Consider the following 21,652-nt stretch of genomic DNA (forward strand, 5'->3'; position numbering starts at 1 on the left):
TTGTAGCTAGATGATTGATTTTTTAGTTTCAGTTTATGACTAACGTTTGACAGTTTTTTCTCTTTTTTAACATAAAAGACTTGCTTTTTTAACCGAAAACGGTTACTATTAAAAGTGATAAGATTTTTGGAGGAATAAAATAAATGGAATGGACAACTGAGCGTCGTTATAGACTTTATCAAGATTGGACGCAAGAAGAAATTCAACATATAAAGAAAAATATGGCACAATCTCCATGGCATACTCATTACCATGTTGAGCCAAAAACAGGACTTCTCAACGACCCAAATGGCTTTTCTTACTTTGATGGGAAGTGGATCCTCTTTTATCAGAACTTTCCTTTTGGTGCAGCCCACGGTTTGAAATCTTGGGTGCAATTGGAAAGCGAAGACTTGGTTCACTTCACAGAAACTGGTGTCAAAGTTTTGCCTGATACTCCATTAGATAGCCACGGTGCCTACTCTGGTTCTGCCATGCAGTTTGGCGATAACTTGTTCCTATTTTATACGGGAAATGTCCGTGATGAAAACTGGATTCGTCACCCTTACCAGATTGGTGCTTTGATGGATAAGGATGGTAAGATTACAAAGATTGACAAGATCTTGATTGACCAGCCAGCAGACTCTACTGATCACTTCCGTGATCCGCAAATTTTTAACTTCAAGGGCCAATACTATGCGATCGTCGGTGGACAGGACTTGGAGAAAAAAGGATTCGTCCGTCTCTACAAGGCTGTAGACAACGACTATACAAACTGGCAAGCAGTTGGCAACCTTGACTTTGCTAACGACCGTACTGCCTACATGATGGAATGCCCAAATCTGGTCTTTGTAGGGGAGCAACCTGTCCTCCTCTACTGCCCACAAGGATTGGATAAGAACGTTCTAGACTACGATAATATCTTTCCAAATATGTATAAGATTGGGGCTTCCTTTGACCCTGAAAATGCCAAAATGGTAGATGTGTCTCAACTTCAAAACATGGATTATGGTTTCGAAGCCTATGCAACTCAAGCCTTCAACGCTCCTGATGGGCGTGCTCTAGCTGTTAGCTGGCTTGGTTTGCCTGATATTTCATATCCATCTGACCGTTTTGACCACCAAGGAACCTTCTCTTTGGTCAAGGAACTCACTATCAAAGATGGCAAACTCTACCAATACCCAGTCGCAGCTATCAAGGACCTTCGTGCTACTGAAGAAGCCTTCTCAAACCGTGCTCAAACCAAGAACACTTACGAACTCGAACTCAACTTAGAAGCCAATAGTCAGAGCGAGATTGTTTTACTTGCTGACAAAGAAGGCAAGGGACTTTCCATCAACTTTGACCTTGCAAATGGTCAAGTGACAGTGGATCGTAGCCATGCTGGTGAACAGTATGCACAAGAATTTGGGACTACTCGTTCTTGCCCAATCGACAATCAGGCCACTACTGCTACGATTTTCATCGATAACTCTGTCTTTGAAATTTTCATCAACAAAGGAGAAAAAGTATTTTCTGGTCGTGTCTTCCCACATGCGGACCAAAATGGTATTCTCATCAAATCTGGAAACCTAACTGGAACTTACTATGAATTAGATTATGGTCGCAAAACTAACTGATGTCGCCAAACTTGCAGGCGTCAGCCCTACTACAGTTTCTCGGGTTATCAATAAAAAAGGTTATCTATCTGAGAAAACCATCCAAAAAGTCAATGAAGCCATGCGGGAATTGGGCTATAAACCCAACAACCTAGCTCGTAGCTTGCAAGGAAAATCAGCTAAGTTAATCGGCTTGATTTTCCCCAATATTTCCAACGTTTTCTATGCAGAATTGATTGATAAATTGGAACACCAACTCTTCAAAAATGGGTACAAGACCATCATCTGTAACAGCGAGCATGATTCTGAGAAGGAACGTGAATACATCGAAATGTTGGAAGCCAATCAGGTGGACGGCATCATTTCTGGTAGTCACAACTTGGGAATCGAAGACTACAATCGCGTGACGGCACCAATTATTTCCTTTGACCGAAACTTGTCACCAGACATTCCTGTCGTTTCCTCTGACAACTATGCTGGTGGGGTTCTTGCTGCCCAGACCTTGGTTAAGACAGGTGCCCATTCTATCATTATGATTACAGGGAATGACAATTCCAATTCGCCAACTGGACTACGCCACGCTGGTTTTGCATCCGTACTCCCTAAAGCACCTATTATCAATGTTTCCAGTGACTTTTCTCCTGTCAGAAAAGAGATGGAAATCAAGAATATCTTGACCCGACAAAAGCCTGATGCCATCTTTGCTTCGGATGATTTGACAGCTATTCTGGTCATTAAAATTGCTCAAGAACTGGGAATTTCTGTTCCTGAAGAGCTCAAGGTTATCGGATACGATGGTACTTACTTTATCGAGAATTACTATCCTCATTTGACAACGATTAAACAACCTATGCAAGAGATTGCCCAACTCACTGTTGATCTCCTCTTGCAAAAGATTGAAGGCAAGGAAGTCGCGACAACCGGTTACTTCTTACCAGTCACCCTATTACCAGGAAAAAGTATTTAAGCACAAGAAAACTCAGACCAATTCGTCTGAGTTTTTTTATGATCTTAAGTTTTCTAGATAACGCTGGGCAGTTTCTAAGTTAAAGGTTTTATCTGCGATGAGGCGCTCAACTAGGGGAGCTACCTCGGATTCACTAGCACCTGCTAGGAGAGCTAAGGATTTGGCCTGCAATTTCATGTGGCCTTGCTGGATGCCTGTACTGACCAAGGCTTTCAGGGCCGCAAAGTTTTGTGCCAGCCCAACAGAAACGATAAGCTGGGCCAATTCTTTGGCAGAAGGATTTCCCAGTAATTCATGACTGAGGGCTACACGCGGGTTGAGACCGATAGAACCACCCTTGGTTGCTACAGGCATAGGAAGAGTCATTTGACCAACTAATTCTTCTGTCTCCAAGTCTAGACGCCAAGAGCTAAGACCTTGATAATGTCCATCTCGACTGGCAAAGGCATGGGCCCCAGCTTCGATAGCACGCCAGTCATTACCTGTGGCAATTAAAATAGCATCAATGCCGTTAAAAATCCCTTTATTATGAGTAGCTGCTCGGTAGGGATCAGCCTGAGCAAACTGACTAGCCAAAGCAATTTTCTCCGCAATTTCTCTTCCTTGATCCTTTTGACGGCTCAAGTAGCGAAAGGCGATGCGACAGCTTGCCGTCACCAGAGAATCGGTTGCGTAATTAGATAGGATTCCCATGAGACTCTGTCCCTGGCTGAGTTCTTCTAAGACTGGTTTCAAGGCTTCCAGCATGGTGTTGAGCATATTGGCTCCCATGGCTTCCTGGGTATCGACATGGAGATAAACAGCGAGAAAGTCTGTTTCACCTTTGATCTGCTTGACATGCAAATCATGCGCCCCGCCCCCGCGTTTAACAATGGAAGGATAGGCTTGATTGGCAAGTTCCAAGAGCTCAGCCTTTTTGTTTGCAATCTTCTCTTGTGCTTTTTCAGGATTAGCAACTTGATAAAGAGCTACCTGACCAATCATCTGGCGCTGATGGACTTGTGCAGTAAAACCGCCTGCACGCTTAATGATTTTACTGGCATAGCTGGCCGCAGCAACCACAGAGGGTTCTTCTGTCACATAGGGAACTGTGTATTCTTGACCGTTAACGAGAACCTCTGGGACTAGCGAATAAGGCAGAGAAAAAGTTCCCACTACATTCTCACTCAGCTGGTCTGCCACCGTCACACTCATCTGTTCATCCTGCTCCAAACTCGCTTGTCTCACAGGATTAAGGAGCGCCTGAGCTTTTAACAACTCGAGGCGCTCTTGGTATGATTTTTTAGAAAATCCATTCCAACTTATCTTCATTATTTTTCAACCTTGCTATAACGGCGTTGGTGATTGAGAATTTCAACCAAGGCAAAATCTTGATTTTCATAGCCAGTAAACTGGGCAGAGTTTGTTTCATCCAAGTCTACTTCCTCAAAGAAGACTTTTTCATAGTCTGCAACAGATAGGGCAGTTCGTTGGTTGAGCTTCTTCAAACGGTCTTTATCCAGATAAGCTTCATATCCTTCAACCAATTCACCACTAAAGAACTCAGCCACAGCCCCACTTCCGTAACTATAAAGGGCAATTTTATCCCCAGCCTTCAAGCTATCTGTATTTTCCAAGAGAGACAAAAGTCCAAGGAAGAGGGAACCTGTATAGATATTCCCCACCTTTTGGCTGTAGAGAATAGACTGGTCAAAATGCTTTTGCAAGAGGTCTTTTTTCTCTTGAGGCAGGCTCTTATCCATGATTTTTTTCAAGCCTTTTAGCGCTAATTTAGGATAAGGCAAGTGGAAGCAAACAGCTGTAAAATCATCCAAAGTAAGCTGGTAGCGTTTTTGATATTCAAGCCAGGTCGTTTTCAAACTATCCAAATATTGTTGGGTAGAATAAACACCATTTACATAAGGAGTTGTAGAATAATTTGGACGCCAGAAATCCATGATATCACGTGTCTGAGCCACATTATCATTATTAAAAGCCATAATGCGTGGATTTTGTGTGATCAACATAGCTACACTTCCAGCACCTTGAGTTGGTTCTCCTGGAGTTTCAATACCATATTTGGCAATATCGCTAGCGATGACCAAGACCTTGGACTCTGGAGAATTTTCCACATGCAGTTTTGCATAATGAAGGGCAGCTGTCGCTCCATAGCAGGCTTCTTTAATTTCGAAACTACGAGCAAAGGGCTGGATGCCCAACAAACCATGCACAAAGACTGCCGCAGCCTTACTCTGGTCAATTCCTGACTCAGTAGCCACAATGACCATGTCAATTTCTGCTCTTTCTTGCTCAGTTAAAATAGAGTCACTTGCACTAGCCGCCAAGGTCACAATGTCCTCAGTTAGGGGCGCAATGCTCAATTCCTTGAGTAAGAGTCCTTTACTTAATTTTTCAGGGTCAATTCCCCTTGCTTCTGCTAAGTCTTGTAATTTCAAGACATATTGACTAGTCGCAAAACCAATCTTATCAATACCGATTGTCATATTTACCTCTGTTTTATCATTCATTGTAAAAAATCGTTCTATACTATTTTATCACAAATGGCAGTAAAAGAGAGAAAAAAGACTTGATTCACCAAATCAAGTCTCTTATTATTCTAACTTTTATGCTGGTTTCTTAAGTAGGTATAAAGTCTGAGAATCACTGTTCCGCTAGCCATTCCAATAGAGATTACCAGAGCCAACATGACAACTAAGGTAGCATTAGCAATGGCATGATTGTAATCCCCTGTCACAAAAAAGGCAGTTGTCCGATAAGAAAGATAACCCGGAACCAGAGGTGCCAAGATGGCCAAGATAAAGACCACAGCAGGCGTCTTATAAAAAATACTCAAAATCTGGCTGACACATGAACCAATAACGGCCGCAATGAAGGTTGCTACGATGACATTGGTTGGTTCCTTGAGCAAGAGATAAATCAGCCAGACAGACATGCCTAAAATCCCACTAGGTAAGAGCATGGACCGTTGAACATTGAGTACAATTAAAAAAGTGATAATAGCAAGAAGACTTGCTACGGCTTGTAATAAAAAGGTTGTTAGTGTCATATTAGTTCATCAATATTAAGGCGACAGAAGTTCCCGCCCCTAAAGCTAGGGTAATGAGCAAGGATTCAAACATCTTGCTCATACCAGAGTTTATATGGTTAGTCATAATATCACGAACCGCATTGGTCAAGGCAATCCCTGGTACAAACGGCATGACCGCACCAGCTATAATCAAATCTGCTGTTGAAGGAAAGCCTGTGTAGCGAGCCCAAAACTGGGCAATTATCCCAAAGACAAAGGCTCCAGCAAAGGCCGTCACAAAAGGAATTCGGATAAACTTCTCCACATAAAGAGAAAAGGTAAAACCAAATAAGGTAGCCACTCCTGCCCCAAGTGCATCGTAGATATTTCCACTAAACATAATCGAAAAGAAAGGAGCACTAAAGGTTGCAGCCAGAGTTACCTGCAACTTAGTATAAGGAAGGGGTTGAGCTTGCAAGGCCGTCAATTGCTTGAAGGCTGTCTCTAAATCAATCTGCCCCCCCACTAGCTGACGAGAAATCTGGTTCACATCGCAGACTTTTTCAATATTATAAGACGAGGAAGTCACGCGCTTCATACGCGAAATATTCGTATTTTCAATTGAAAAAAAGATAGCGGCAGGCATGGCAAGAACATTGCAATCCACAATCCCCTGTGAATGCGCAATACGAATCATGGTATCTTCTACACGATGAATCTCTGAACCACTTTTGAGGAGAATAGTTCCTGCTAGCATAATCACATCGATAACGGTATTTAGTTCTCTTAATTCTTCCATGCTTTCCTCCTTTTATCAACTCCCTCTATTCTATCACAAATCTGGAGTCAAAAAAAATCTTTGCCATGAAATCATGACAAAGATTCTAATATCACTGTGGATTTTCTCGGGAAGTATCTCCTCGTTGTGAATTGCCTTGCGAGCTTCCCTGTGTGGGAGTGGATTCTGCATCCTCTTGTTCATTAGTTTTCCGAGAAGAGCTAGAGGACGACGAAGAGGAGGAGGATGAAGTTGAAGAAGAATGAGTTTGCTTCGCTTTATATATAGAAAGTTTAACACGAGTTGCGCTCAAATCTACTTTTTCACCTGCTTTTGGACTTTGCTCTATGACAGTCCCCTCAGCTGTTCCTTCAGGAGCTGTAGACACTTCTACAACTTCGATATTAGCTTTTTTAACTTCATATATCTGTGTAAGATTATTGACTGTAAATTCTCGGCTAGAACCAATATAACTTGGCATTGAAATAGAATTTCCTTTTTTAGCAACAGTCAGAACTATTTGAGTTGCCTTGCTAAGATCGTAGGTTGTTCCCTCCGGTAAACTTTGTTTCATGATTGTACCGGCTTCGATTTCGTTGGATTCTTCTTCTTCAATCTTAATCAGATTTTCTGGAACCTTCTTGCCTTTCAATTCTGCCACTACATCACTGGATTTTCTTCCAATATAATTTCCAAGTTGGAAAGATTGCGGACCAGAAGACACAATCAAATTAATTTTTGTTCCTTCTTTGCGTGTCGTACCTGCGTCAGGATCGGTACGAATAACCCGACCTTCTTCAACCTTATCACTAGCCTCTGATTTTTCTTCACCAACCTCAAAATTGGCTTTTTTAAGAGCTTCTTTGGCCTCTGCAACCGTCTGACCTGCCACCTTTGGAATGGCAATGGTAGCGGGCGTTCTATATAAAATCCATACCAAAGATGCCACAACCAACAAGAAGGTCGCAAATAAAATTGGATAACGTGCTTTTATACGACGCCGCTTGATTGGCTTTACACTAGGTACCGGTTTTTCTGTCTGAGGAGGCTGAGGTTGAGGCTTGTCCTCTTTTACCGGAGTTTTAGGAATAGAAGTCAAGGTACTTTGTGGAACTTTTGGAAGAGTCTTAGTGTCCGCCTTAGTCGTTTCGTCAAAGACTAGCTTTGGTTCATTACGACGATTATAAGACAAACAACTAGACAAATCCACATACATTTCCGCGACTGATTTGTAGCGGTCTGTCAATTTCTTGGCAGTTGCCTTGATAACAACATTTTCTAAAGCCTGAGGCACAGATGGATTTTCAGCAATAACCGATGGCAATGGCTTCTGAAAATGTTGGAGGGCGATGGTCACCGCACTATCCCCATCGTAAGGAATATGACCTGTCAGCATCTCATAGAAAATAATCCCCATGGCATAGATATCACTCTGTACAGTCGCTTTAGAACCACGCGCCTGCTCTGGTGACAAATAATGAACTGAACCTAGCATTGAGTTGGTCTGAGTCAGACTCGTCTCTGCAAAGGCTACCGCGATCCCAAAGTCTGTGACCTTGGCCGTCCCATCTGATGTCAAGAGAATATTTTGAGGTTTCAAATCCCTGTGAACAATCCCTCGAGTATGAGCTAAGCGCATTGCCAAGAGGATTTGTCCCATGATTCGAATCGCTTCTTCATTCGAAAGAGGATGATGTTCCTTGATATAGCGTTTGAGGTCTAATCCAGCAACATACTCCATTGCAAGATACTGTTGTCCCTCTTCTTCACCGATATCTGTAATCCGAACGATATGAGGATGGTCCAGATCTGCCATGGCTCTTGCTTCCCGCTGGAAACGCGCCACTGCAATAGGATCTGTCTGGTAGTTGGTTCGCAGAACCTTGACTGCCACTTCTTCACCGTCTAAAATCAAATCCTTGGCTAAATAGACATCTGCCATGCCTCCTCGACCAATTTGTTTGATAATCCGATACCGCCCGGCAAAAATTTTGCCGATTTGGATCATTCTATTGCCTCCTCATTAACAGCAATAAGGGCAACTGTGATATTGTCCAAACCACCCGCATTGTTGGCAAAACGAATCAAGGTTGCTGCCTTATCTTCCAAAGAAATATCGCTGGTTACAATATCATAAATTTCACTTCCTGAAATCATATTTGTCAAGCCATCACTATTAAGTAGGAGATAGTCTCCCGGCTCAAGGGTAATGATCCCAAAATCAGGTTGAATTTCATCTTTTTGACCGATAGATTGAGTAATAATATTTTTCTGTGGGTGGCTGGCTGCTTCTTCCGGCGTCAATTGACCCGCCTTGAGCAATTCATTGACCAAAGAATGGTCACTCGTTAACTGGTGATATTCTTCTCCACGAATCAAACTGATACGAGAATCTCCAATGTGAGCATAAATAGCCTGATTATCAATAATCGCTACAGCCTCAAGGGTTGTCCCCATTCCTTTATAGGCTTCAGCCTGCCCAAGTTGGTTAATCTTTTGATTTTCAATCTCAAGGTTGTTAGCAAACCATTCACGCACTTCATTAACTGTATCAATTTGAGTATCTACCCAAGCTACACCAAGATCTGTTACCGCCATCTCACTAGCGATATTCCCCGCACGATGACCTCCCATACCATCAGCTAGAATAATCATGGTACGCCCAACTCTATTGACATAGTGGTTGACATAGTCTTGGTTATTTGTTCGTTTCTGACCAACATCTGTTAATAATGAAATTTCCATGTGTTAGTTCCTTCCTAATCCGATATCTTGCGAAATTGACTGATGAAGAATCCATCACTTCCATACAATTCAGGTGTAATGAGGATACAGCCGTCTTTCATGATATCCTTACATTCATGTTCTAGTTTTACCTGCTCGAACTCAGGATGACTTTCTAAAAACGCCTCAACGACTTGAAAATTCTCCTCTGAGACAATAGTACAGGTACTATAAGTTATTATACCACCTTTGCGTAGTGTTTGACAAACACTACCTAATATTTCTAGCTGAATTTCCTGTAAGGACGCGAAATCTGCCGTTTCTTTATTATATTTGATATCTGGTTTTCGGCGCAAAAGACCGATTCCTGAACAGGGAGCATCCACCAAAATCTTATCAAATGAATTCTGACCAAAAAACTCATGCACCTTTCTGGCATCCAATTTTTGCGTTTGAACCCGATCTGCAACTCCTAGACGTTGAGCGTTTTCTTGGATTAAGTCCAACTTGTGGTCGTACAAGTCCAGCGCAGTAACCTGGCCTGTCGTCAGATAAGATGCCATATGGGCGGTCTTTCCGCCAGGAGCTGCACAAGCATCTAAAACCTGCTCGTCGCCTTGTAGCTCTAGTGTCGGTGCAACCAGTTGACTTGACTCATCTTGGATAGTAATAAGTCCTTCTGAAAACAAGTCATGACTAGCAAAATGCCCCTGTTCCTTAACCAGACCAGCAGGAGATAACTGAGAATCACTTGCACCAAGCAAAGCTTTAATCTGCGCTTTTCGGCTCAAATCTCTTACACGAATACTGGCCTTGTTGCGCAACAAAAGACTTTCAAAAATTGCTTGTGCTCGCTCTTCTCCGTATTCTTCCTTGAGTTTAGAAACTAACCACACTGGCAAAGAGTAGGCGATAGAATCACGCTTGTTCTTACGTTTGATACTGGCAATATCTGGCAAACTTTCTCGCAAGATACGACGAAGGACTGCATTGACCAGTTTTTCGCTACCTTTTTTACGAAGTTTAGCCAGTTCCACCGCTTCATTGACCACTGCATGATCTGGAATCTTATCCAGATATTGGAGTTGGTAGATACTCATGAGAAGCAAAACATAGAGCCAACTGTCTAGCTTGTCTCTATCCTCAATAAAGTGAGACAAATGCCATTCTAAAGTTAGTTTACGGGCTACGGTTCCGTAAACAAGCTCTGTCACCAAGCCCTTGTCTGCTGCTGACAGTTGACTTCCCTTAAGATGTTTATTTAAGGCGATATTGGAGAAAGCTTGTTGGATAAAGACATCCTCCAATACCTCTAGGGCTAAACTTCTAGCCGTTTCTACTTTAGTCACCAAATCGTTCTCCTACTGCTAAAGTCCGTCCCACACCGTTGAGGAAGGAAGCAATGTCCATCCTAGGTTTTCCTGCTGGTTGAACCTGTTTGAGAGACAGGGCACCTTCTGCTGTTGCGACAATCAATTCCTTCTTACCGATGGAAAGAATCTCACCTGGAGTTCCATGACCTTCTACAGGGAGTGCTTCATAAATCTTAAAGCGGTCGCCTTTGAGAAAAGTATGGGCAACAGGCCAAGGATTCATCCCACGGATTTGGTTGAAAAGTTGACGGTTGGTCTTGTTCCAGTCCAGTTTTTCCTCCTCTGGCTTGATGTTTGGCGAGAAAGTAACCTGACTTGGATCCTGCGGTTGAGGCTGAATCTCACCAGTAATGTATGCAGGCAAAGTGTCCAAAAGCAAATCACGACCAACAAGAGCTAATTTCTCAAACAAGGTTCCTACATTGTCCTCATCTGTAATTGGAATACTACGACGGGAAATCATATCTCCTGCATCCATTTCCTTAACCATTTCCATAATGGTTACTCCTGCCTCCTCATCACCCTGAATCAAGGCATAATGGATCGGAGCACCACCACGGTATTTAGGAAGGAGCGAAGCATGAACATTGACTGCAAAATCCATGCTATCAAGGAGTTTACTTGGGAGGAATTGTCCAAAAGCTGCTGTTACAATCCCATCAGCACCCAAATTCATGATGGCTTCCATTTCTGGACTACCCGATAATTTTTCAGGTTGGTAAATAGGTAGGCCTGCCTCTTTGGCAGCTTGTTTCACTGGAGTTTCTTGGATGACTTTTTTACGTCCAACCGCACGGTCTGGCTGAGTTACAACTGCAACAATCTCGTAGCGGTCATCTGTCAAAAGTCCCCTTAAAACAGTCGCTGAAAATTCAGGCGTTCCCATAAATATTAGTTTTGTCATATCTACTCCTTCTTATAAAAATTGTTGCGGTTCGTGGTCAATACTGAGACGAAGTTCGCTATTTTCCCGTTCTTGTGTCAAGGCCAAGACCTGGTTGAGGGTCGGCCCCAGCTCATCTTCTAAACGGTATTTAATTAAAATCTGATAATGATAGAGGTTATGAGTACGAGCGATAGGTTTTGGCGTTGGCCCAAGAATGTTACTGGTCTCTGATAATCCTGACCGCAAAATGTTCATGACTTCATAGGCCCGTTTGACCACCTCTTCTTCTTTCTTATGAGAAAGAGTAATGCCAATCGTGAAATAGTAAGGTGGATAGCCAAGTTGTCGTCTGATACCCATTTCATAGGCATAAAAGCCTTCGTAATCTTGATCCTTGGCAAATCGAATAGCATAATGCTGAGGATTGTAAGACTGAATCAAGACCTGCCCAGCTTTTTCAGCCCGGCCTGCACGGCCCGCAACCTGAGTCAAAAGCTGGAAGGTTCTTTCAGAAGATCGGAAATCAGGCAGATTCAAAGCTGTATCCGCATTTAGAACTCCGACCAAGGTTACATTGGGAAAGTCCAAGCCCTTGGCAATCATCTGGGTTCCCAGAAGAATATCCGCTTCACCCTTGCCAAACTGCTCAAGAAGTGCTTGGTGACTACCTTTTTTGCGAGTTGTATCCACATCCATCCGTAAAATCCGGGCCTGGGGAAAGAGTTCTGCCAGCTCGTCATAAGCCTTCTGTGTCCCCGTACCGTAGTAACGAATACTGCGGCTCTTACAGTTAGGACAGGCCTGAGGAATGTCCTTAGAAAAGCCACAGTAATGGCAGTTCATAGTCTTGGTATCCATGTGCAATGTCAGGGAAATATCACAGTTGGGACAAGTATCTACTGTCCCACATTCCCGACACATGACAAAGCTAGAATAACCACGGCGATTGAGCATAAGAACCACCTGCTCTTTTTTAGCCAGACGGTCCTGAATAGCTTCTAGCAAAGGAGGCGTAAAATTTGACGTCTCATTGTGCCCGATATAGTCCCGAAAATCAATCACTTGAACCTCAGGAATGCTTGCTAAAGGATTGGCCCGTTGGGTCAGACGTAAGTGTTGATAAACGCCTTTGCCAGCCCGAGCACGACTTTCTAGACTTGGAGTTGCTGAACCAAGGACCAGAGCTGCTTGATTATACTGGGCTCGTAAAATAGCTACATCTCTAGCATGGTAACGGGGATTGCTGTCCTGCTTATAAGTCGCTTCATGCTCTTCATCGATAATGATAACACCCAGATTTTTCAGCGGGGCAAAGATAGCCGATCTAGCACCAACAACAACTTGGGCATCCCCACGCTCCACCTTGCGCCACTCATCATACTTTTCACCATTAGACAGGCCTGAGTGGAGGATGGCGACTTGTTCACCAAAACGAGCAATAAATCGCTCGGTCATTTGAGGTGTCAGAGAAATCTCAGGCACCAGCAAAATAGCTGTCTTGCCCTTGTCCAAGGCCCCATGTATAATCTGCAAGTAAACCTCGGTTTTCCCACTTCCTGTAATCCCTTGAAGGAGAAAGGGAGGCTGATGACTGCCAATCGCACTGACAACTGCATCTCGAGCCTGTCTTTGTTCTGGATTCAATTCCAAAGACTGACTTGCCTCAATGCCTTCAAAATAAGCAGCCGAGCGTTGAACTTCCTTTTGGACTATGGTAACAGCACCTTGCTCCACAAAGAAGTTAACTTGCTCCCGCGAGTAGGACTCTAACAAACTAGCCAAAGAAGCACTCTCAGGATGAGACAGCAAATAGTTTCTCAATCCCAACTTTTTCTTGGCACGCGTAGAAATCTCAATCTTCTCTAGTTTGGTAACATCAACTTCATACCAAGACTGAGTCTTGACCTTCTTTTGATCGACTGCCTGATACTCCAGACCAAGCAGGCCTTTTCTAGTCAAATGCATCATTTCGGCTTGTTTGGCAAGGTCTAGTGAAGAAAAGGCAAGCGAATCTTCTGAACCAAACAAACGCTCTCTGTCTTCCTGACTCAGACCTGCCAGAGGATAGAGAATCTTGTCATAGCTGGAGTTCAGAAATCCCGGCAACATAGCCTTAAGGATGGAGATCTTATAGGAAAAGACAGATTTCCTTAGCTCTTCAGCCAACCAGAGTTGTTCTTGCGTGAGCACAGGAGAAAAATCCAGTACTTCGGCAATATCTTTTAAATCTTGCTCCCTCTCGTCCTCATCTGATTGGGACTCCAAACCAAGAACAATTCCTTGAATCAGGCGATTTCCCTTACCAAAAGGTACATGGACCCGCATCCCAACCTCTAGCATTCCCAGAAATTCCTCCGGAATCCTATAAGTATAAGGCTGGTCCGTCTGCATCAAGGGCACATCTACGATAATGTTGGCTACGGCCATCTTCTCACCTCCTCCTTGTTAGTACGTTCTTGCAATAGAAAAAATAAGATTGAGTCCCCCCAACCTTAAATTTTTTCACCATCTTCTTTTTCTTTAGCGATTTGCTCTTTGATTTTCTTTTCTTCTTCTTCTTTGCGGCGTTTTTCTTCTTCGATACGGCGACGCACCGCTTCACGTTTTCCTTCTGGATCTGGGTGAATTGTGACGTTTCCTGCTTCGATTTCTTCTAAAGCGCAAAGAGTTGATTTTTCAGATTTGAAACCTTGAGTTGCTGGCGCACCTGCTGTCAATTCGTGGGCACGTTTTGCTTCCAAAATAACGAGTGAATATTTTGATGGAACCTTGTCGAGCAAGGTATCAATAGAGGGTTTTAACATCATTTGTTTGTTCCTATTTTCTAAATTTTATCGGGTAGTTGGAGATTTTGGTAACATCTCCTGATAGTGACCAATGACACGATCCACACGGAAGTGTTCTGCTTCGATGACACGTTTAACACGCTCAGCAGCTAGGGGCACCTGATCGTTGACAATCGCATAATCATACTCACGCATGAGGGCAATTTCTTCCTTGGCTTTTTCGATTCGTTGGGCAATCACTTCTGCACTGTCTGTTCCACGTCCTACCAAACGATCTTGCAATTCATCCAAATCTGGTGGCGTTAGGAAGATAAAGACAGCATCTGGGACCTTTTTCTTGACCTGAAGAGCACCCTGAACTTCAATTTCAAGGAAAACATCGATTCCCTTGTCCAAGGTTTCATTGACATAGGTCAGAGGAGTTCCATAGTAGTTGCCGACATATTCTGCGTATTCCAACATCTGCCCTTGACGAATCAACTCTTCAAACTCTTCGCGAGTCCGAAAGAAATAGTCAATACTATCCACTTCTCCAGGACGTTGTGCGCGTGTCGTCATCGATACAGAGTATTGAAATCGGTTTTCAGAACTCTCAAAAATCTCTCTTCTAACCGTTCCTTTTCCAACCCCTGAGGGACCAGAAAAAACGATTAGTAAGCCTCGGTCTGCCATTGTGTCTCCTTTAGTTAGTCTGTGAAATAACATTTCTCTAGAATAATGGCAAAAGCCAGATTATCCTTTACAGTCTTTCTATCTAGTGTAACAAAAAAGCAGTAATTTTTCAACTGCTCTTTCTTATTTATTTAGCATAATCTACTGCACGAAGCTCGCGAATCACCGTTACCTTGATATTTCCTGGGTAATCGAGATTGTTTTCAATTTTCTCACGAACTTTGTGAGCCAAGATTGTGACTTTGTCGTCCTTGATTTTTCCTGGATTGACCATGATACGGATTTCACGTCCTGCTTGCAGGGCAAAGCTATTTTGTACTCCTTCAAAGCCGTTAGCAATTTCTTCCAAATCATGAAGACGCTTGATGTAGTTTTCAAGAGACTCACTACGAGCACCTGGACGGGCTGCGCTCAAGGCATCTGCCGCAGCAACGATCACTGCAATGACACTTTCAGCTTCAACATCACCGTGGTGGCTAGCAATCGTATTCACCACAACTGGGTGTTCCTTGTATTTACGAGCCAATTCCATACCGATTTCAACGTGGCTACCTTCAACCTCGCGGTCAATGGCTTTCCCAATATCGTGAAGGAAACCAGCACGACGGGCAAGAGCCGCATTTTCACCAAGTTCGCTCGCCATGATACCAGCCAACTTAGCAACCTCAATTGAATGACGCAAGACATTTTGTCCATATGAAGTACGAAACTGCAAACGGCCCATAATCTTCATCAAATCTGGATGAAGGTTAGGCGCACCAATTTCATAAGCAGCAGCCTCACCGTATTCACGAATCTTATTGTCAATCTCTTGACGGTTTTTTTCAACCAACTCTTCGATGCGAGCTGGGTGGATACGTCCATCCTTAAGCAACATTTCCATAGTCATACGGGCAATCTCACGACGGATCGGATCAAATCCTGACAAGATCACCACTTCTGGTGTATCGTCGATAATCACATCGACCCCTGTCAAACTTTCAAAGGTACGAATGTTACGGCCTTCTCGACCAATAATGCGGCCCTTCATAGTATCGTCTGACAGATGAACTGTTGAGTTTGTTGACTCCGCTACATATTCACCAGCGATACGTTGCATAGCTTGAACCAGGATATCCTTGGCCATTTTGTCAGAACGTTCCTTGACCTCTTGCTCAGCTTCGCGAATACGGCTGGCAATCTCCTTGGTCAAGTTTTCCTCTGTCTGTGCCAAGATAATATCTCGTGCTTCTGTCTGAGACAGGGCACCAATACGCTCTAACTCTGCTTCTTTTTGTCTTTCGACTTCCTCTAATTGCTCTTCACGCGCATCAAGGTTTTTCGCTCTATCAGAAATACTTTGTTCTTTTTGTTCAAGTGTTTGTTCTTTACTCGTCAAATTGTCGTCCTTACGGTCGAGGCTAGTAGCTCTCTCTGTCAAACGACTTTCGATTTGTTTGAGTTCTTGACGTTCTGATTTGAATTCAGCGTCCACTTCTTCACGGTATTTTCTGGCTTCTTCTTTGGCCTCCAATAGTGCTTCTTTTTTAAGAGACTTGCTTTCACGTTTAGCTTCATTAACAAGTAAATCTACTTCACGCTCAGCTTGTCCTCGTAAATTAGTTGCTTCTTGTTCAGCATTTAAAAGCATCAACTCTGCAGCTTCCTGAGATGATTTCATCTTAGCTGAGATGCTGACATATCCAATAACTAAACCAATGATGACGGCAAAAACAGCAATCGCAATCGACATGATTTCCATGTTTTTACCTCATTTTATTGTTATTCCGAATGACATACATTCTTTTACATTCTACCATAAAAAAGTGATTTTCACAAACCTTAAATAGAATATGTTTTGGGGAATTTAGTACATAATCACTAAAATAAAATTGTTAAATCCTTGTTGATTGGAAACAGTTGTTTGGCAGAGATTTTAAAAAAAGCCTACCTTTCAGTAGATTTAGTAATGATCTTTGAAGGACAAAAAAGCCACGCTATCTCCATCCATCATATAAAGCAATCGATTTTCTGCATCAATACGACGTGACCAAGCTCCTTGGTAGTCATACTTGAGTGGTTCTGGCTTACCTATTCCTGTAAAGGGATCACGTTGAATATCCTTGATTAGTTTATTGATTCTTTTTATCGTTTTCTTATCCTGATTTTGCCAGTAGCAATAATCTGCCCAGGCATCTTCTGTAAACTTGAGCAGCATTCATCACTCCTCAATAGCATGGACTTGAGTGCTTCCAGCACGAACTTGAGCCATTCCTCGCAAAACCTTGTCTGATAACTCCTTATTTTGAGCGATTCTCAGGGTTTCTTGAATACTATCCCACTCACTCTTTGAAAGAACTACAATGTCCTCATCTGGATTTTTATTAACCACCGTCAAAGGCTCAAATTCATCATTTACCTTTTTCATGTAGTCCTTTAAATGATTTCGGAATGTTGAGTAAAGAACTGCTTCCATAACCATACCTCGTTTTACCACTTTTCCACTATTATACATGAAAAGAAAGAAATTGTCAGGAACTTGTACAAGATTTTCTTTTCTATCTATTTATACTCAATGAAAATCAAAGAGCAAACTAGGAAACTAGCCGCAGGCTGTACTTGAGTACGGCAAGGCGACGTTGACGTGGTTTGAATTTGATTTTCGAAGAGTATTATTCGTAAAAAATCTCAAAAAGCCTACCTTTCAGTAGACTTACTTTGATTCTATTCTAATGGGTACTCTGCCGAAATTCTGCTCTGCTATACTTGGATTACCCAGTCGGTAAATCTGGTCTGCCTTTTGGGTCATAGTGTCCCAGGGTTCTTTGCCAATTCGGCTGACTAGATTGACCTGCCCTTTCAAAGACTTGAGATGCTGTCTGCCTTTTTCAGTAAATCCAAGGACATGGATGGCTTCTGGTAAGGCACTTTCTCCAGCTTGTACCAAGATATAAGTCAAAAGGCGTCTGACACGCGCTTTGGTATAACGCTTGGTCGCAACTAGCTCGACCAATTCGTCAACAGACTGGGCTGTCTTGATAGCCTCCTTGATACGCACTGCCATTTCTTGATTGAGCTGATAAATGATGGTCAGGTCTGGATTTGATAAGATTTGATAGCGAAGCAAAGAAAAATAATTTTCCCAGTTCACCTTACACGCCTGATCAAAGAGTTCAACAGAAGGCATAAAGCGTTCTAAGAATTTTTGGTCACTTTGGTGCTGACGGAGAGCTGTCGCCGAGGCAAAGTCTACATCCTTGTTTACAGAATGGTAACCCGCCCCTTGACGCTGAATCGGATGGAGTTTGATGTTGCGTCCCGCAACTGCCTTGGCATAGGCAAGAGCAAGAACATGATTGGGAGTATTGCCTGAAAAATCAAGACCAGCAAATTCCTTCCACATGGCTTGAGTTTTCTGTGGATAGGAGAGAGAATCTGGTAGATTATCCACAAATTTCTCCATCTCAGCCCCCTGCTCTGTGTATAAGTCAGCGATTTTCTGGTAATCTAGAACTTCCTCCGTCCCAAAAGCGAGGCTATCAATGCCCAACCTAGCCAAGATATCCACAGCTCCTTGGCCGAAGAAATCCGCCGCCTGAACACTGACTAAAAAGGGCAATTCCACTACCAAGTCTGCGCCATTTTCCAGCGCCATCTGGGCCCGTGTCCACTTGTCAACGATAGCAGGCTCTCCTCGCTGCATGAAATTCCCAGACATGGCAACGATTTTCAGTCCCTCAGCCTGCTCCAGCAGATATTTGTGTCCGTTATGAAAAGGATTAAACTCCGCAATAATACCTGTGATGGTCATGATAATCTCCTACTTCTTTAGTATCAAATTGAGTCAATTATATTCTGTAAGCTCCGTTTTTGAGTGGTTGTTTCCTCAATGAATTTAATTGACCATTCTTTTAAGTAATTATGTCTACTAAAATACCAGCCATTTACCCACTTATTTATTAAAGTTTTTTCATCACAGCTTAACATGTTATAATATTTTCTTTCGTTTCTCTTCCAATTTGATACTATATCAGCCTCTAATTTTTCTATATTTTCATAATCACTTATTGACAATATATCAATACCTAGATTAGTAAATATTAAAAATTGCAAGCTAAAATAAAAGTGAACTTCCTTTGTTAGTAAAAAGTGCAGTTCTAATTTATTTTCTCTACTATCCTTTCTACAGATAAAGTAATTGAAACACGTAACAATTTTCTCTGTGATATCCCCCATTCTGCTATACTTTTCATCCATTCTTTCTATGATTGGAATACATAAATTTTTGTAAGTCCTTTCTTTCTGTATTTTAAAAAGTGCATTCATAAAAGTTTTATGTGCTGCAATATTATTCCTATCTGCTTCAGACCACTTAATTAGTATCTGTTTTTGGAGTCTATCATCTAGCTGATTAACACCTACTGCAGCAAAGTATTCCTGGAATGAACGGTGAGAGAACTTTAAACTAACACCTTCTTGAAGCATCATGCAAGCACTATGAGTCGCATCATAAACTATATCATTCGTCTTTAATTCAAGGTTATTTTTAAAACAATATTTAGTAATTATTTCATCAATTGTAGTTCTATCGAAATCTACTTTTCCTTCAAAGAATGTTTTTAAACCAATGTAGGCTAATATATTTCGAAATTCCTCAGGAGTTAATTTTGCTTTTAGTTCTCTTTTGTATCCTGATTTAGATGCATCATGTCTTTGGTACAATGTATAAAAGGCCTGATTATAAAAATCAGTTAAATTATTTGGAATAGAAGCACCAGCTTCGTAAGTCATTAACATAATTGTTAATAGGAGTGGGATAGAAGCAAAAGATTCATGAGTATCATATAAATGAGCTTTTAATTCTCTGTAAAAACGCCTTTTTACTTTCTCATCATAATTCAACTTATCAATTAAGGCTAACGCTTGCTCTTTATTTAATTTTTTTATCTCATACTCATCAAACTGATTCCAACCAATAAATTCCTCAGACGGTCTTGACGACAAAACATATCTATTACTATTGTATAACGTTACAAATTCTTTAATTTCTTTATCCAACCAAGAACGTTTTGAAGGATTAACCTCATCTAAACCATCAAAAATTATTGTATATCTTCCAGCCTCTAATGTTGCTTTAAAATATTTCTTTTCTAAATTTAAATGATGATTTTGAACCTCTTGGTAAATAAAATCAACTAATTCATTTTCTGAGAAATCAGATTCATTAAGTGATTTTAATTCAATAAAAATTGGAATTGATGTAGCTTGTTGTACTTGATTGATAAAAATATGCTTTACAAGCATTGATTTACCAATCCCACCCGTTCCTGTCAAAATAACATTAGATGTTTTTTCAAAAATCAATTCTGTGTTAGAGGTTTCTATTAAATCTGAATTATTATCATCTAGATAAACATGCTCATAGAAATCATATAAAAATTTTCCTTCATTTTTATATAACAATGTTTTTACAGTGGAATATTTTTTATAAGTAAATTGTAAATATTCTTGATAAACAACACCTAACTCTTCTTCTGTTTTAAACTGTAAGTCGTTATAAATTTGCTTTAACTTTTGATAAATTTTGGGTATATTGGTAATTACTTCTTTTTCAAGAATATCACCAAATGGTACCGGTATATTCATTTTCCCTTACCTCCTAAGCATAAGATTAACAATATTTGATTTACTTCTCACACACAAAAAACCAACGGGTGCTGGTTTCTGTCGGCTCCTTGTCCTCAAAGTCCGCATAGAGTTTAAAGGACTTGAAACCGGCTTGTTCCAGCAAAATATCATAGGTCAAAACCTCATAAGTCCTCTCCTCATGTACTTCATCGTGGCGACTAAAGGAACCATCCGCCTCCTTAATAAAGAAGGTCAGTTCATGCACAATAGAGTGAGGTGCTTCATCCTCATAAGTGTCCCAGAGCATAGAGAAATCTTCCGCATTTTCATGGTAAGAATAACCTGGAAAAACCTCGTCTGTCTGGTAGGTAGAATGCACATCAAAAATAAAGACACCATCTTCGTTGAGGGCATTATACACTTTCTTAAAGGCATCTCCCACTTCCACCTCATCTTGCATATAACAGATCGAGTCCGAATAACAGGTGACAAAATCATATTTACCCGCCTTAGACAAATCCAGCATATTGCCTTCAATAAAATCAATCTTTTGCTTGGCTGAAGAAGCTCTCTTCTCAGCAATCTTCAACATATCCCCACTCAAGTCCAGTCCAGTCACATCAAAACCAGCCTGAGAGAAGCGAACAGACTGAATCCCTGTCCCACAAGCCAATTCCAAGAGTTTCTTTCTCTCCTTGGTCTTAGGCAAGTGACGCAGAGAAAAATCCGTCCATTTGTCGTATAAACTATCGTCCATGACTGCATCATAGACCGCCGCAAAGCTTTCATAAGTTGCCATAATCTTAAGATACAAAGAGCTCTATGGTAACACCACTAGCCCTCACCTTTCTATCCATTTTCTTCTAAAATAAGCAAAGAAACCCAGTTGACTACAACTGAGTTTATCTCCTATGCTAAGGCTTCTGAAATATCTACAGAATCCGCCTCATGCCACAGTTTTTCTAGGTTATAGTGGGCACGCATTTCTTCTGAGAAGATATGCACAACGACACCACCGAGGTCTAGTAGGACCCAGCCTCCAGCTGCATCACCTTCGATATGGCTACCTTTAAAACCTGCTTGAGCTACTTTTTCACGGATGTTTTCAGCGATAGCGTCCAACTGACGGCTATTCATTGAACTAGTAATAACAAAGTAATCCGTCACGCTAGTCAAATCTTGTACATCAAGTGCGAGGATATCCTCTGCACGTTTCTCATCAGCCGCTTTCACGACTAGTTCTAGTAATTCTTTTTCCTTCATTTAGTCCTCTTT

Annotated in this window: 20 protein-coding genes; 2 read left to right on the top strand and 18 right to left on the bottom strand. The window is 41.7% G+C overall.

Annotated elements, in window-relative coordinates; translation table 11 throughout:
- Positions 1–143: 143 nt before the first annotated feature.
- Both UKS_RS07625 and UKS_RS07630 read left to right on the top strand, forming a co-directional pair.
- On the top strand, positions 144–1,598 hold the full coding sequence (locus tag UKS_RS07625; protein ID WP_156012478.1) for a sucrose-6-phosphate hydrolase: 1,455 nt from the start codon (positions 144–146) through the stop codon (positions 1,596–1,598).
- Positions 1,579–2,544: a LacI family DNA-binding transcriptional regulator gene (locus UKS_RS07630; RefSeq protein WP_156012480.1), complete on the top strand. Its 966-nt coding sequence runs from the start codon at positions 1,579–1,581 to the stop codon at positions 2,542–2,544. Before UKS_RS07625 ends, UKS_RS07630 begins: the two co-directional genes overlap by 20 nt.
- Positions 2,545–2,580: 36 nt before the next feature.
- Here UKS_RS07630 and UKS_RS07635 read toward each other — a convergent pair whose 3' ends face one another.
- From UKS_RS07635 to rsfS, 18 genes are all read right to left on the bottom strand, one after another.
- A complete protein-coding gene (locus UKS_RS07635) occupies positions 2,581–3,855 on the bottom strand; it encodes a hydroxymethylglutaryl-CoA reductase, degradative (RefSeq protein WP_156012482.1) in 1,275 nt (424 codons plus the stop codon).
- Positions 3,855–5,027, bottom strand: coding sequence for a hydroxymethylglutaryl-CoA synthase (locus tag UKS_RS07640; RefSeq protein ID WP_173020478.1), 1,173 nt, complete (start codon positions 5,025–5,027; stop codon positions 3,855–3,857). The genes UKS_RS07635 and UKS_RS07640 overlap by 1 nt, the downstream gene beginning before the upstream one ends.
- A gap of 113 nt (positions 5,028–5,140) precedes the next feature.
- Positions 5,141–5,590: a threonine/serine exporter family protein gene (locus tag UKS_RS07645; protein WP_049495291.1), complete on the bottom strand. Its 450-nt coding sequence runs from the start codon at positions 5,588–5,590 to the stop codon at positions 5,141–5,143.
- Position 5,591: 1 nt separating this feature from the next.
- A complete protein-coding gene (locus UKS_RS07650; protein ID WP_156012486.1) occupies positions 5,592–6,350 on the bottom strand; it encodes a threonine/serine exporter family protein in 759 nt (252 codons plus the stop codon).
- 91 nt (positions 6,351–6,441) lie between these two features.
- A complete protein-coding gene (pknB, locus tag UKS_RS07655) occupies positions 6,442–8,337 on the bottom strand; it encodes a Stk1 family PASTA domain-containing Ser/Thr kinase (RefSeq protein ID WP_156012488.1) in 1,896 nt (631 codons plus the stop codon).
- Positions 8,334–9,074 carry a Stp1/IreP family PP2C-type Ser/Thr phosphatase gene (locus tag UKS_RS07660; RefSeq protein ID WP_156012490.1) on the bottom strand — a complete coding sequence of 247 codons (741 nt, stop codon included), beginning with the start codon at positions 9,072–9,074 and terminating at the stop codon, positions 8,334–8,336. The genes pknB and UKS_RS07660 overlap by 4 nt, the downstream gene beginning before the upstream one ends.
- Positions 9,075–9,088: 14 nt before the next feature.
- Positions 9,089–10,402: a 16S rRNA (cytosine(967)-C(5))-methyltransferase RsmB gene (rsmB, locus tag UKS_RS07665; protein ID WP_173020479.1), complete on the bottom strand. Its 1,314-nt coding sequence runs from the start codon at positions 10,400–10,402 to the stop codon at positions 9,089–9,091.
- Positions 10,395–11,330, bottom strand: a complete 936-nt coding sequence (gene fmt / locus UKS_RS07670; RefSeq protein WP_156012492.1) for a methionyl-tRNA formyltransferase — start codon at positions 11,328–11,330, stop codon at positions 10,395–10,397. Before fmt ends, rsmB begins: the two co-directional genes overlap by 8 nt.
- Positions 11,331–11,342: 12 nt before the next feature.
- Entirely contained in the window at positions 11,343–13,739 is a 2,397-nt protein-coding gene (locus UKS_RS07675) for a primosomal protein N' (protein ID WP_156012493.1), read from the bottom strand.
- A 65-nt stretch (positions 13,740–13,804) separates the two neighbouring features.
- Entirely contained in the window at positions 13,805–14,119 is a 315-nt protein-coding gene (gene rpoZ / locus UKS_RS07680) for a DNA-directed RNA polymerase subunit omega (RefSeq protein ID WP_049495305.1), read from the bottom strand.
- 24 nt (positions 14,120–14,143) lie between these two features.
- The gene (gene gmk / locus UKS_RS07685) at positions 14,144–14,770 is read right to left on the bottom strand and encodes a guanylate kinase (protein ID WP_156012494.1); all 627 of its coding nucleotides are present in this window, start codon (positions 14,768–14,770) and stop codon (positions 14,144–14,146) included.
- Between the two features lie 127 nt (positions 14,771–14,897).
- Positions 14,898–16,511, bottom strand: coding sequence for a ribonuclease Y (locus tag UKS_RS07690; protein ID WP_156012495.1), 1,614 nt, complete (start codon positions 16,509–16,511; stop codon positions 14,898–14,900).
- A 201-nt stretch (positions 16,512–16,712) separates the two neighbouring features.
- Positions 16,713–16,967 carry a Txe/YoeB family addiction module toxin gene (locus UKS_RS07695; RefSeq protein WP_156012496.1) on the bottom strand — a complete coding sequence of 85 codons (255 nt, stop codon included), beginning with the start codon at positions 16,965–16,967 and terminating at the stop codon, positions 16,713–16,715.
- A gap of 3 nt (positions 16,968–16,970) precedes the next feature.
- Entirely contained in the window at positions 16,971–17,225 is a 255-nt protein-coding gene (locus UKS_RS07700; protein WP_173020499.1) for a type II toxin-antitoxin system Phd/YefM family antitoxin, read from the bottom strand.
- A 237-nt stretch (positions 17,226–17,462) separates the two neighbouring features.
- A complete protein-coding gene (locus UKS_RS07705; protein ID WP_156012499.1) occupies positions 17,463–18,560 on the bottom strand; it encodes a nucleotidyltransferase in 1,098 nt (365 codons plus the stop codon).
- A gap of 23 nt (positions 18,561–18,583) precedes the next feature.
- The gene (locus tag UKS_RS07710; RefSeq protein WP_156012501.1) at positions 18,584–20,395 is read right to left on the bottom strand and encodes an NACHT domain-containing protein; all 1,812 of its coding nucleotides are present in this window, start codon (positions 20,393–20,395) and stop codon (positions 18,584–18,586) included.
- 40 nt (positions 20,396–20,435) lie between these two features.
- Complete coding sequence (locus tag UKS_RS07715) at positions 20,436–21,176, bottom strand: class I SAM-dependent DNA methyltransferase (RefSeq protein ID WP_156013079.1); 741 nt, start codon at positions 21,174–21,176, stop codon at positions 20,436–20,438.
- A gap of 110 nt (positions 21,177–21,286) precedes the next feature.
- The gene (gene rsfS, locus UKS_RS07720; RefSeq protein WP_156012503.1) at positions 21,287–21,640 is read right to left on the bottom strand and encodes a ribosome silencing factor; all 354 of its coding nucleotides are present in this window, start codon (positions 21,638–21,640) and stop codon (positions 21,287–21,289) included.
- Between the last annotated feature and the right edge of the window lie 12 nt (positions 21,641–21,652).

The organism is Streptococcus sp. 116-D4, from assembly GCF_009731465.1.
Classification (GTDB): Bacteria; Bacillota; Bacilli; order Lactobacillales; family Streptococcaceae; genus Streptococcus; species Streptococcus pseudopneumoniae_E.